The organism is Shewanella sp. 125m-1, assembly GCF_052977065.1.
This window is the reverse complement of record NZ_JBRILT010000011.1, coordinates 23064-36366: the sequence shown is the minus strand read 5'-3', so window position 1 is coordinate 36366 and position 13303 is coordinate 23064. Positions and strand designations below refer to the sequence as shown.

Annotated in this window: 8 protein-coding genes; 2 read left to right on the top strand and 6 right to left on the bottom strand. The window is 45.9% G+C overall.

Features of this window, described 5'->3' with window-relative positions; genetic code table 11:
* Positions 1–6 precede the first annotated feature (6 nt).
* Positions 7–1269 carry an Nramp family divalent metal transporter gene (locus ACVBIK_RS07350; protein WP_447163944.1) on the bottom strand — a complete coding sequence of 421 codons (1263 nt, stop codon included), beginning with the start codon at positions 1267–1269 and terminating at the stop codon, positions 7–9.
* A gap of 424 nt (positions 1270–1693) precedes the next feature.
* Here ACVBIK_RS07350 and ACVBIK_RS07345 point away from each other — a divergent pair, with 424 nt between their 5' ends.
* Positions 1694–2317 (top strand): glutathione S-transferase family protein, encoded by a 624-nt coding sequence (locus ACVBIK_RS07345; protein WP_447160748.1) that lies wholly within the window; start codon positions 1694–1696, stop codon positions 2315–2317.
* A gap of 338 nt (positions 2318–2655) precedes the next feature.
* Here ACVBIK_RS07345 and ACVBIK_RS07340 read toward each other — a convergent pair whose 3' ends face one another.
* The 4 genes from ACVBIK_RS07340 to ACVBIK_RS07325 all read right to left on the bottom strand — a co-directional run bounded on the left by ACVBIK_RS07340 (position 2656) and on the right by ACVBIK_RS07325 (position 7002).
* Positions 2656–3156 (bottom strand): DUF4447 family protein, encoded by a 501-nt coding sequence (locus tag ACVBIK_RS07340; RefSeq protein ID WP_447169387.1) that lies wholly within the window; start codon positions 3154–3156, stop codon positions 2656–2658.
* Positions 3157–3209: 53 nt separating this feature from the next.
* A complete protein-coding gene (locus ACVBIK_RS07335) occupies positions 3210–3614 on the bottom strand; it encodes an SMI1/KNR4 family protein (RefSeq protein WP_447169386.1) in 405 nt (134 codons plus the stop codon).
* 188 nt (positions 3615–3802) lie between these two features.
* The gene (locus ACVBIK_RS07330) at positions 3803–4591 is read right to left on the bottom strand and encodes a RelA/SpoT domain-containing protein (protein WP_447160751.1); all 789 of its coding nucleotides are present in this window, start codon (positions 4589–4591) and stop codon (positions 3803–3805) included.
* A 326-nt stretch (positions 4592–4917) separates the two neighbouring features.
* Positions 4918–7002: a M13 family metallopeptidase gene (locus ACVBIK_RS07325; RefSeq protein WP_447160752.1), complete on the bottom strand. Its 2085-nt coding sequence runs from the start codon at positions 7000–7002 to the stop codon at positions 4918–4920.
* Between the two features lie 411 nt (positions 7003–7413).
* Between ACVBIK_RS07325 and rsuA the strand changes: the two genes are divergently transcribed.
* On the top strand, positions 7414–8106 hold the full coding sequence (rsuA, locus tag ACVBIK_RS07320; RefSeq protein ID WP_447163942.1) for a 16S rRNA pseudouridine(516) synthase RsuA: 693 nt from the start codon (positions 7414–7416) through the stop codon (positions 8104–8106).
* Positions 8107–8371: 265 nt separating this feature from the next.
* Here rsuA and ACVBIK_RS07315 read toward each other — a convergent pair whose 3' ends face one another.
* Entirely contained in the window at positions 8372–13276 is a 4905-nt protein-coding gene (locus ACVBIK_RS07315; RefSeq protein WP_447164607.1) for a S8 family serine peptidase, read from the bottom strand.
* Between the last annotated feature and the right edge of the window lie 27 nt (positions 13277–13303).

Sequence of the window (13303 nt, the reverse complement as noted above, 5' to 3'; positions counted from 1 at the left end):
TGTACGTTATTTTGTTAGCATCCAATAGATAAAGAGCAGGGCAAAGCTTACTAAGTAAGTTAAGCCTAGCCATGAGAGCACTCTCATGGCGCTACCATACCTGTCTGCTGGTAACAGTGCTGTGCTGATCATCAACTTATAGTTAAGCCAAGCAAAAACGACCGTTGTCATAAAGGCGAGGATCATAACAAATTCCAGTAAAGGAAGTAGAGCCCCTTTAAAAAACAATATGATAATTAAGCCCAGAGCACTGATTGATAGCATTACCCCATTAAACCGTCGCTCACTATCTTGTTGCTGAGTCAGCAGTTGCCAACCCATGTTGAGGGTGCGGCTATAGCCATCTATCACCGTCACTGTGGTACTGAATATACATAAAAAGGCCACAGTGCCGATGAGATAGCGACTTTCGCTGCCCATCACCTGGCTATAAAGGTTGATTAATTGGCTGGCAAACTTAGCGCCGGATGCCGAAAATTGCTCGCCACTGCCGTACATAACTAAAGTGCCGAGGGCGAGAAAGACTATGGCGAGTAGCGCCGTCATTAAGTAGCCAAAGTTAAAGTCAAACAGTGCCTGCTCTTTGGTCACTGGAGATAACTTTTGTTTTTCTATTAGCCAAAGCGAGTTCCAAGCACTGACTTCAATCGGCGCTGGCATCCAGCCCATCATGGCGACCAGGAAGCCGATATAAGCCCATTGCCAGGGGGATTGAGGCACAAACTCTGGGTTAACAATTGCTGGTGCGTTAAAGGCCAGTGCAACGGCAATTAAGGTGGTAAGGGTTAGCGCCAGCATAATGACTTTGGTGAGTTTATCCAGCAAGGCGTAATGGCCGAAGATTAGAATAACTAGGCTGGAGACTAATACCAGTAGCGCCAGAATATCTATGGGCAAAGGGATAAATTGAGTCAGCATGGCGGCGGTTAGCATCGCAACGCCTGCGGTACTGGCGATGGCGGCGATAGTATTGAGCGCGGTAAATACCAGCAGATACTTGCGTCCTTGCTTTAAGTAACCTTGCAATAAATTCTCGCCAGTGGCGCTGGTGTATCGCGCTCCTGCCGCAAAAAATGGGTACTTAAGCAGATTGACGGCTAAAATAACCCAGGCCAGTTGCCAACCAAACTCTGCGCCTGCTCGGGTTGAGGCGACCAGATGTGAGGCTCCAATGGCTGCCGCGGCCATTAACAGGCCTGGTCCCATGGCGTTCAGTAGTGTGGGTAATTTCATTTTTTGGTTTGTTAGTGCCGCGCTGTTATGACTCATGTTTAATATCTTTTTATTGTTATAGGCAATGTTATGAAGCTGATTCTTATCTCTAGCTCAAGTTATCGGTTCAGATCCTGGTGTTAGTCTCTAACTTTTACTATTGGTTTCAATGCGTTTGAGAGTATCAGAGATCTCTTGTAAAAGGCTTATCACACTAGTCTCATTATTTTCATCTTATTTTATATTGCTGTAATTTATGTTCTTATTTCATCCATTACTTAAGCAAAATTACAGCTGATTTGAAACTGTTATATTATTAACCTGTTTTATTTTGAAATGAGCTTATTTGAAGCCGTCTCATTCTGAAGCCTATTTTGAAACTGACTTATTTTGAAACAAAGTGCTAGTTTCTATTTTTACTGCTTCACAGTAGCTTAAGGGCTCTATTTATTCAGTTGTTATCAGGTTAAGGAAGCGCACGATGATAAAGTTATATGGCATTCCCCGTAGTCGCTCTTTAAGAGTGTCGTGGACGCTAGAGGAACTCGGTTTAGAGTGGCAATATCAATATATCAACTTTGTGAATGGCGATGGGCGTGATCCCGCGTTTTTGGCCGTTAACCCTTGCGGTAAAGTCCCCGCCTTAGAAGACGATGGTTTTGCATTAACCGAGTCTGCAGCAATCGTGCTCTACTTGGCCGAGAAATACGGTGAGGGGAAGTTATTGCCGTTAGCGGGCAGCCATGAGTCAGGACTACACCATAAGTGGATTAGCTTTATTATTAGTGAGCTTGAGCAGCCTTTGTGGACCATGGGTAAGCATAAGTTTGCCTTACCTGAAGCTCAGCGTTTAACCGAGATGTTAGCGGTAGCAAAGTGGGAGTTTGATAAGGCTGCTGCGATAGCTGAGAAGTGGTTACCCGATAGCGAGTTTTTGCTGGGGGATAAGCTAAGTGTTGCCGATATTTTACTTGGGCACACCTTATTATGGGCAACGCGATTTGAGCAAGATATTCCGCCAAAGCTTGCTGCCTATCGCGATCGACTCACCGCACGTCCAGCCATGGCCAAAGGCTTAGCAAAAGAGGAAGCTGGCGCAGCTTAACCCCTGCTTAAACTAAAAATTAAGCACAAAAAAAGCATCCATTATATAGAATAAAGTGGATGCTTTTCTTAATGTAGTACCTAGTACCTAGTACCTAGTACCTAGTACCTAGTACCTAGTACCTAGTACCTAGTACCTAGAACGCTTCGCTTCGAGGACGGGCTCCGCCCTGCTAGGAAAAGCAACAGCGTGACGGGCTAAAGCCTGACCTACAACAAACACTGTTGTTCACAGCTTTTAACCGGCTTTATCCGTTTCGGCTTTCATCGTTTTTGCCTTTTGCATTTCCTAGGACCTAGGACCTTTCTTTGCCTTTCCTAGTACCTCGGATCTAAAGCTTATAACTGCGTCTTCGCCCATTTTGCGCGATTTTCGCGGCTCTCTTTTAAGCCATCTTTGTCGCGGTACGCTTTATATGATTCAAAGTCTAATGGCACTAATACCACATCGACTTCTAGCATTAGCTTACATTCTTTCTTGATGCGCCAAGCTGAGGTGTTATAAAGCTCTGCTAACGGAAGAGTACCTAAAAACTCAGGGTTGTACTGGGCATAAAGTGCCTGAGTTGGGTATACCACAAAGCTTAAGGTACGCTTTGGTTCTGACTTGAATAGCTCTTCAATACCATCACAAGTATTGAGTACTTGCATCTCTATGGCTTCATCGATTTCGATTAGCTTCTTTTGTACTGGCATGTGAGCAGGTTTTTCGCCGGCTTCCCAGGCAATCACATCGGCTTCGCTGACTTTGCCAATTTCGGCAACTTGAGCTGTGGTTAACGCCAAAGAGTGACGAAGGTACTGCATTTCAATGGCATTGAAACCAAGTTGTTTAGACATGATATTTCCTTAGTAAAATTGTTGTGATGGCGTATTAGCGATATCGATGGCTATTAGCTACGCATCCATACATCTTCGGCCCAGTCCCAAAAAGATTCCCAGGTTTCTTCCTCGTCGATTTCACCATCTTGCCACAGCTGAATTTGACCTTCTTGACTAATAAAGAAGAAGTTATCGCCCTGCTGGCAAATCGGTACAAACTCACGCGGCAGGCCGACCGACCAAGCATAAGAGGTCACTTCTGACAGGTAAGTATGCGAATTGGGGTCGCTTGCGGTGACAGGCTCTAGGCTGCCACAAATCACATCACTGGCGTGGAGTAAGTATTCTTTCAGCTCCATAGGCAGTGGGATAAGAATTTCTTCTTCCACTTCAACAATTTGCTCAAACGTCGCTAGCTCTAACGGTACAGGTACCGTTTCACTCATCTCTTGCAGTTGCTCAATGATATCGTTCATAAGGTCTTGGGTATATTTGGGTGTATAGATTATTGGAGCGGAGTATAACTCCAAATCAGTTGGAAGTGCAGGTTACAGTAGTAATTAAATGCACTTATGACTTTGGGATTTAGGTGATGTTCACCGCGGGATGAGGACAAAAAAAAGGCCCGTGTTAGCGGGCCTTGTTGAATCGGTTTATCGAGGTTTTATGCTGCTACTGCATCGATAACTTTAGCTTGGTCGCTGCGCTTATACCTTAGCCATGCTTTGTGGTAAAGCTTATGTGACTCTTGACGCAGCTGAGTGATTTTTGCGTTTTCAATCTCACTTAAATCACGTTGCTGCTGTATGGCAGAGGCTTGAATAGATTGCACTTGCTCATAGACCTTATGTTCGGCGCCGCTTTTAATATCGGCAATATCGGCAAGGTGCAGCTGCACTTCGGCAATCATCTGTGACTGAGGGAGTTTAATCAGTAGGTTAAGGTCACGGTAGCCAGACTCTTTTGGGGTGGCAAAGCGGTTTTTAACCTGGATAAGTTCGCTGTCAGACTTGAGTAAGGCAAATGCTTGCATCAAGTTATGGATGTCGTTACTGACGATACTCGCTCTTACGATATCGGTGAGCTGGCTCGCGTCGTTACCAAGTTTGTTTTGTACCTTGGTCTGCGCTCTTTCGCGGCTCTTAATATCGGCCAATATTGATTGGGTTTGAGATTGTGAGGTGATCAGTTTAAGCAACTGGCTCAGCTCTTGTTGGGCGTGATTGGCTTGGCTATAGAGGGTGTCGAGATCGGCGCTAGTTTGTCTAGGCACCTGGTATTGCATAGACTGAATCGCGGTAAGCCCATCGATGTTTTTAGAAAAAGCCAGTTTGGCGGCGTAGCTACCGTTATCCTTGGTATTGTTTTGACTATGCTCGACAGTATGGGCAAAAGCTGAACGGGTCGACAGTAGCAGTAAGAATATGAAAAAAGTCCGTAATATCCGGTTCATGGCAGTCCTAGTTTGTGGCTGTACCCATAATCTAACTGGCAAATGCTTAAGCTATGCTGAATGACAAATTAACATTTGTTCATAGTGTGAGCTGTCGCTTCTGAAAAGTAACAATAAACGAAAAAGCCGTTGATGAAATGAGACATCAACGGCTTTTTCGTTTTTATTATTTGGAGGACCTAGGACCTAGGACCTAGGACCTAGAATGGTCTTGCTAGCAGAAGCAGGAGCTTGACGGGCTAAAGCCCGACCTACAACAGCCACACGCCTCTTGCTTTCCTAGGACCTTTCTTGGCATTTCCTAGAACCTAGGACCTAAAGTTTGACTACCAGATTTTTACGCGCTTATCTGGTGCAATGTACATCGCATCACCGGGCTTAACATCGTAAGTGCTGTAGAACTCAGGCATGTTAGATAGGGCACCTAGAGCACGGAACTGTGCTGGTGAATGTGGGTCAGTTGCTACGCGGTTACGCATAGATTCCTCTTTGATTTTGGCGCGCCAAATTTGGCTGAAACCAATGAAGAAACGCTGATCGCCCGTTAGGCCATCAATCACCGGGGCTTCTTTACCGTTAAGCGACTTTTTATAAGCGCGGTACGCGATAGTGACACCAGAAAGGTCACCAATGTTTTCGCCAAGAGTCAGCTCACCGTTAACGTTGAGATCGTCAAATACAGCGTAGTCATTGTATTGGTCAACAAGCGCCTTACCACGAGCTGAAAACTCAGTTAAGTCTTGCTCTGTCCACCAATCACGCATGTTACCTTCGCCGTCAAACTTAGCACCTTGGTCGTCAAAACCGTGGCCCATTTCGTGACCGATAACCGCACCAATACCACCGTAGTTTACTGCGTCATCGGCTTCCATGTTAAAGAATGGCGGCTGAAGAATAGCGGCAGGGAATACGATTTCGTTCATGGTTGGGTTGTAGTAAGCATTGACGGTTTGCGGTGTCATGTGCCATTCCCACTTACGAATTGGGCTACCGAGTTTTTCTAATTCTTTTTCATGGCTAAGCTTGCTTGCGCGCTGGTTGTTGCCATATAAATCGTCAGCTTTGATAGTCAGCTTGCTGTAATCTTCCCAGCGGTCTGGATAACCAATCTTGGGATCAAATTTAGCCAGCTTATCTTTGGCTGCGACTTTCGTGTCTGCGCTCATCCACTCTAGCGACTCAATGCTATTGCCATAGGCGCCACGTAGATTTTCAACCAGCACTTGCATGCGCTCTTTTGCTTCAGGTTTAAAGTGGCGCTTAACGTACACCTTACCAACCACTTCACCGAGTAGACCATTGACCGACGACACACCGCGCTTCCAACGTGGTTGCTGCTCTTGCTGGCCGTTAAGCGTTTTAGCAAAAAACTCGAAGTTTTCTGTATCGATAGCTTCGCTTAGGCTGCTTGCTGCGTGAGTCAGCACTTGCCACTGCATGTAGGTTTTCCAGGTTTCTAGATCGGTGTCTTTAATGACTTCATTTAGACCTTGGATATAGCTAGGCTGATTGATAATGATGTCAGCTTGCTTGTCGGCGCCAAGTGTTGCTAAGTAGCCGTCCCAGTTAATGTCGGGTGCCAATGTAGCTAAATCTTTAACTTGGTATTTGTTATACGTCTTAGTGCTGTCACGGGTTTCAACCACGTCCCAGTGCTTTTTAGCTATCTCAGTTTCAAGTGCAAGAATCGCTTCAGCACTGGCTTTTGGATTGGGTAGGCCAGCTAAGGTATACATTTTTTCGATGTGCTCAAGATACGCTTTACGGATGTTCACGAAGCGCTCATCTTGGTTTAGGTAGTAATCTTTTTCTGGCAGGCTTAGACCATATTGCCAGATATGGGTGGCATAACGGCTTGAGTCTTTGGCATCGACGTTGATATAAAATGCCATCGGTGTACCGCTACCGTTAATTTGGCTGCGAGCAAAGTAAGTCACTAGATCATCTTTTGACTTAATGGCATTAACGGTTTCAAGCTCGCTTTGGATAGGTGTTACACCCAGTTTATTTAGCGTCTCGACATCCATAAATGAGTTATACAGATCGGCAACTTTCTGCTCGTCGCTACCGGCTGCAAGATTTGGGGTTGCAGCCACTTCTTCGATAATCACTTTTACATCATCACGTGACTTTTCACGTAGATCGTAAAATGCACCAGAGCTAGTGCGATCGCTTGGAATAACCGTATCTTTTACCCAGGTACCATTAACGTACGAGTAGAAGTCATCTTGTGGACGAACTGATTTGTCGAAGTTGGCAAAGTCGATGCCAGAAGTGAGGGCTTTTTCTACCGCTACGGCCGCTTCTGTTTTACCTGTATCTGGTGTTTTAACATTAGTCGGTTCGCTATTACACGCACTGAGGCCAACGATAAGGGAAGCGCATAAGCCCCCAACGAGTACTTTTTTCATTTTTCTTCCTTAATCTATACCGTCAATTTGTTGTTTTTTTAGAAGTAAGCTCTGCACTCACGCTTTTATCAAGCCAGCATGAATTACATTGAGTTACGTATGTTAAGGTTTTTAGCGTATAACGAACAAGCCCGCTCTGTAAACTTATGGGGATTATTGGGTAAACATGTGTAAGAAAAGGTTTCCTGGATTGAAATTAAAGTGCTTTTTATCAAATAGCCTGAGTACAAAGATTTAGCGTATAAGCTTTGCCCTAGGTCCTAGGTTCTAGGTCTATAAGCTCGCCTTCTCATGCTGAAGTCCTTGCAGTGATAAGCGTTGAGTGACTGTTGATTTAAGCAAAACTTTGCCCTTTGGCGGCGCTGGCCTCATAATGTCGGCCATTATGGTTATATAAGCTGAGTTCTGCCTGTGCGTTTAGATAAATTTATTTGTGAATCGACTTCACACTCTCGTGTTTCTGCTAAAAAAGCCCTACATCGTGGTGATGTGACTTGTAATGGCGAAGTGGTTAAAAACTCGGGCTTTAAAGTTACCGATGAACATGAGATCCGTCTTGACGGTGAAGTGTTAACCATCATTGGTCCGCGCTTTATCATGCTTAACAAACCTGTTGATACGATCTGCTCAACCATAGATGAAGAGTACCCATCGGTGATAAGCCTGCTGGATGTTATTCGCCCTGAAGACTTACACATTGCTGGGCGTCTTGATGCGGATACTACGGGTCTAGTACTGATCACTACCGATGGTCAGTGGTCGCATAAGATCACCTCTCCTAAGAAAGAATGCGCTAAGCGCTATTTATTAGAAACCGCTGAGCCGTTAACTGATGACTTAGTGCAGCAGTTTAGCGACGGTGTGCAGCTTAATAATGAAGATGGCCTGACTAAACCTGCTGTACTTGAGATTTTAGGTGCTAATCAAGCGCGCTTAACGATTACTGAAGGTAAGTATCATCAGGTTAAGCGTATGCTTGCAGCCGTTGGTAATAAAGTGACTAAACTTCACCGCGAAAGTGTTGGCGCAATTGAACTTGACCCAAGTCTTGGGCTGGGCGAGTGGCGCTACTTAACCGATGTTGAGACTCAATCAGTTAAGTAAGCCAGTTATGTAAATCAGTTAAGTTAAGGCAGTAAAAGTCAGCAAGGCGACTTTAATAGGTTGATTTCAGAACTTAACGGTTACCTATGCTGAAGTTAAGTCAGTAAAGTAACGCTTAATAGTTCATTACTAGACGTAACTACACAACTATACGTAAAAAAAGGGCCCTCTAGTGAGGGCCCAAAAAAAGGTTAAGCGTTGTGAAAACAATTGCTGCTATTACTTAACCTTAATGCTCGTAAAAGCGCTTGGTCGAACAGCTGTGTTAACGCTGTTTTCTGCGACCTGTCGCAAGCAGACCAAGTAGAGCAAGACCTAGGAAGCCTAAGCTACCACCGCTAGAATCTGACTCAGGTTGCTCATCTGGAGTCTCTTCCGCTGGTGGCGGAGTTGGCTCTGTACCATCAGAGTTCACTGTTAGGGTGAAGCTCGTTTGTGCAGCGTCATTAGGGAAGGCTAAGTCGTGTGCCATTACGGTTACCACAGTTTCGCCATACCAATTTTCTTCTGGAGTTAACGTCACCATATTGCCTTCAACGACTGCGGTTACATGCTCAGCAGACACTTGAACTCCATTGGCTGTGCTCTCTTTATCTTGAACCATGACTTCAAAGCTGATGCTAGCGTTCTCATCAACACTCATGTTATTCAAGGCGCCAATCGCAAGGTTGGTTGGTACTTTTAGCGCTGCGGTTGTTGTGATGCTATCACTACCTGTGTAGTCGCTATCGACTGCAATTTGTAGATCTTGACCCACAGCGGTAGCACCCACTCGAGCTGAGAATGACAGCTCAACGGCTGATTGCTCAGGACCAAAGTAGTTGGCACATACCACTAAACCTTCAGAGACTTTCTCGTCAACATCGTTGAAGGCGAAGCTATCACCGATATAGCCATAAGCTGGACCGAAGGTGCCACGAGGACCATGGAAACCGTGCAGACCAATTGAGCCTAAGTGCGATTTTTTACCTGTCATAGTGTCGTAGGCAAAGATGAACTCATGCTCACCCGCGGCAAAGTTAAGCTCGGTAGACGCTAACAGCTCGAAGCTATAACGAGCGTCATAGTCAGGGTCAAAGTTAACACCAAAGGCAAACTCTTGGCGCATGTTGTCCCACTCTACAATCAAGTAACGACCGTCAGTAGTTGATGCCAGTGATACACCGTCGTAGGCTTCTGTCTCCATATTGAACTCAGGCATAATCATACCGTCACCACGCCAAAGTGGAGCAATCACTGTATCTGGGAAGAACTGCTCGTCCATTGGGAAGTGCAGTGGCCAGAATAGCGGCATACTATCAAGCTGGATGAAACCGGCTGGTGAAATCGTTAGGGTGTCCTTCTCCATAAAGTCTGGATTGTTATTATAAAGTGGGATCCTATCGACACCAAAAGCACTTAACGGAATGGTGAGTGTTTCGTTTGCACGACCTGCAATAGCAAATACAGGTTCGATGTATGCTTCCTCAAACAAGTCGAGATAGTAAGGGTTTGAGCCAACAGGAATGCGACACGTTAAGTCGTCATCGCTGGTGGTAAACTGATACTCTCGTGCCTGTGTGTTACTGGCTGGCTGCATGGTAGCAAGACTAATTTGATTGCCTTCAACCGTAAGGTTATCGGTTAAGTCGAGATTATTACCGCTAGCAGTAACTGAGTCCGCTATTAGCTGTAGACCTTCAGGGAGCTCTAACTGCATATTGACGTCACGCTCAAGCCCAAGCATGTTAGGAGCCATCATTACGTTCACTTGAACAATGTCACCCTCTTTAGCTTGCTGCTGACTGGTGCTAACCATTACATCATCACCCGCATGGACTAGATTTAGCGCCATCTTTCCAAGGTTACCGACATTTTCAGCACTGTTACCGACTTCAACCAAGCCATAGAAACGGTCGCCCTGTTTAGCATCGCTTAATGACCAGTTGATGTTAAGGTTATATGGATCGATACCGTTGGTTGTTTGTGGACCAGTGACAGTCACTGAACCATTATCAACGCTTGGAATAATCGCTAAGCTAGTGACAATGTTATCCAAGGTATCTTCTTCATCGCTCCAAGGACGTTTGAAGTTACCAAGCATGGCCCAATAACGACCTGGCACTGGATTATTAATTGCGCAGTACTCTTGAAGACCGGTAAATGAATAACAAATTGCTTCGTCATACCATTCAACCAAACCGTTTTCATTGAGGTCCATGCCGATATCTAACGATGTCTCAGCGGCTTTATCTTCAGAGACTTGCTCCCATACTATGCGAGCTGTACCTTCAGGCACATCGAAGAAGTGCAGCTTAATACCTGAGTTGTCGACCAGAGTGCTAGGGTCCTCAATATCGATATAAGCGGCGCTAAGCTGATGCTCAACCACATCACCTGCTGTGAGACCGTGAACCTTAACATTGAGCTCTGCAATCTCGTTAGTCATCAACTCTGGAGTGAGCATCGTACCGTTATCGCGGTGGATAATACCTGACACCATTTCTGGTAATTTTGAGCCGCTAAAGCGGGCAATAACCGGCAGATACTGATCTGGCATGGATTTATCAGCGGGGGTTAAGTTTACTTTACCGAAGACATCAAGATTAGCTGAACTTGCGTTTACCGAAGTCACGTCTAATACCGTTGCCGTCACCATGATGCTTTGGCTTTCGCCTGCCAGAATAGAGAAGTTCTGCGGATAGACTTCTAGCTGCAAGAACGGCGCGCCTTCCATCGCTAACACTTCTGCATTTACGTCCCAGTCACCGTCTTTAGTTGCAGTAAAAGTACGCATCCAAGTACAGGTGCTTTGACATTCAGCATCAACCAAATAAGGTACGTTGAGTGCGGTTACATCGCCGCCTTCCATAGGGTTAGCTGCACGATAGTTGTCACCGTTCTCATCCATGACGAGACCTGCTTTTACCGCTCTAGCCACATTGATGACACCGCTACCCATTTGATGGAAGCTTGCTGTTTCCAACTCTGCAGGGTAATCATTGTTGTAGGCTTTACCTGATTGTGCAGTCATCATTAGTGCTGACTGGATCATCGCAGGTGTCCATTGAGGATGGGCCTGCGTCAGTAGTGCTAATGCACCCGCAACATGGGGGCCAGACATTGACGTACCGCTGATTGCAACATAGTCACTTGGCGCAGGGTACAAGCTAAATGGCATCTCATCTGAGTAGGCGGCAAATACATCTACACCCGGTGCAGATACGTTGGGCACCATAGTATTTGGATTTGTGGTGCTTGGTCCACGTGATGAGAAGTTAGCTAATATATCAGCCTCACGTTCAGTCGTGGTGATCTCTGAAGCATAGATACTTAACTGAGGTGCAGACTCTGAGTTTGCGACCCAATCCACAAGTGAATTTCCTGATGCCATATCGACATGCATACCAGGAATAGGGAAGGGGTTTAAATTAAGGCTATTACCGCCTCGGCCATCATCCCAAGAGATAGCGTTATAGAGGATGACGCCGCCAGCACCACCTTCAGCAACGTTAACGCCTTTTTGTACGCGGGCTATATCGCCACGCTTACACAGGACAATATCGTCACTTGTAAACGTCCCTTCAGCAAATGGCTCTAAACAAAGTTCATCACCAAAATTCGCAGCATCAACTAAGTTACCCGTAAAATCACCGGTGATACCGTAACCTTCAATATCATCAGGTGCACCAGCACCAACATAGTCGCCAATGCGGCCAGCTACTGGTTCAATTTGGCGACCGTGAGTGCTCGCTGCAACAGAAGTTAACCAAGGTGAGACATGGTCGATATATGATGGTCCGTATTGGCCCCAGTTACCTGCAGATGCTGCAACTGAGATCCCCGCTTCACGTGCTGATAGGAAAGCCATTTCAATCGCATCGTACCAAGGTAAGCTTTCAAGGCCACCAATTGAGAAGTTGATAACATCAACGCCATCAACAATCGCATCTTCAATCGCTGCAACCAGTGCATCACCCGGACAACCACCAAAGGTCTCACCAAATGAACCACCACCTGGGTAACATACTTGGTAAGCAATAATGTTGGCTCGAGGGGCTACACCTGAAATTTCAGGGAAGACTAATGGGGTATCAAATCCATCTGATTTCTCAGTCATTCCTGCTAACTGGTAGGCTACATCGTGCAGTACATTACCCGCTACGGTACCGGCTGTGTGTGAGCCGTGACCGTTGTAATCTTCACCATTGGGGGCACGTTTATAGTCAGCTTCCCACTCTGGGATATCTGGCTGGAATACTGGATCTTTAAAGGTATCGGTAATGATATCGTATGAGCGTACACCAATTAGTTTGCTGTTACACATGTTTGGATATTCAACACAGTCACCGACAAACTCGCCTTTGCCCAGTGGGTTTGTATGTACATAACCATCGCCTGCTACTGCAGCAAATGATGGGTGATCCGAGTTAATACCCGTATCGATAATACCGGCAACGATGCCTTCACCGCGCATCTCTACGCCATCGGGGACACCACTGCCTTGCCAAACCATATCAGCACCAATGTGCTTAGGGCCTACATCAGTAAATAGCTTATATTCTTTAGCACGACTCACGACTTTAACGCCTGGCAAGTCTGCCACTTTAGCCGCTTCTTGCTGGCTTAAGGTCATCGTCATACCGTTTAAAGCAATATTAAAGCGTCGCTTAATCTCGGCGCGCGGTGCGACCATTCTGATTTTACTTGCTGTTAAGTCTTGGGTTTCAGTTAGGTAGCTACGGTAGCTTTTTACTGCCGGGCTTTTAACATCGAGTGTACCGAAGCGCTCACTGCTGCGCATCGATGGTTGTTGGCTACGAGGAGAGGTCGCGGCGAACTCAGGTCGCTCACCTTGATACAATGCAATCGGTGCATCCATCAACTGGATGATGTAGGTGTGCTCCCCTTCAATCTCGTCTTCCCATACGAAAGGCGCCTTATGGCTGCTGCCTTTAGCCGCACGATGTACGTTCATGCCAACTTGCCCAGGGCGGTTACCTTGATTAACACCAGGATGTTTTGGCTTGTTTTTATATTGTTCGATTTGCTCTGGTGTGAGTTTTATTCCGATAAGCTCGCTATTACCACCATTAGTGGTGTCTATGGATAAAGGGTCCGCGACTAACGTCCCTAACCCAGTAGCGTATAACGCAGCCATTGTGACTACGCTAATTTTCTTGAGTTTCATGGTCCATTCCTTGTTATTCGTTGTTGC

Bases quoted from the DNA above. Each gene is read 5' to 3' on its own strand.
- ACVBIK_RS07350 (WP_447163944.1), bottom strand. From the start codon at position 1,269: ATGAGTCATAACAGCGCGGCACTAACAAACCAAAAAATGAAATTACCC.
- ACVBIK_RS07345 (WP_447160748.1), top strand. From the start codon at position 1,694: ATGATAAAGTTATATGGCATTCCCCGTAGTCGCTCTTTAAGAGTGTCG.
- ACVBIK_RS07340 (WP_447169387.1), bottom strand. From the start codon at position 3,156: ATGTCTAAACAACTTGGTTTCAATGCCATTGAAATGCAGTACCTTCGT.
- ACVBIK_RS07335 (WP_447169386.1), bottom strand. From the start codon at position 3,614: ATGAACGATATCATTGAGCAACTGCAAGAGATGAGTGAAACGGTACCT.
- ACVBIK_RS07330 (WP_447160751.1), bottom strand. From the start codon at position 4,591: ATGAACCGGATATTACGGACTTTTTTCATATTCTTACTGCTACTGTCG.
- ACVBIK_RS07325 (WP_447160752.1), bottom strand. From the start codon at position 7,002: ATGAAAAAAGTACTCGTTGGGGGCTTATGCGCTTCCCTTATCGTTGGC.
- ACVBIK_RS07315 (WP_447164607.1), bottom strand. From the start codon at position 13,276: ATGAAACTCAAGAAAATTAGCGTAGTCACAATGGCTGCGTTATACGCT.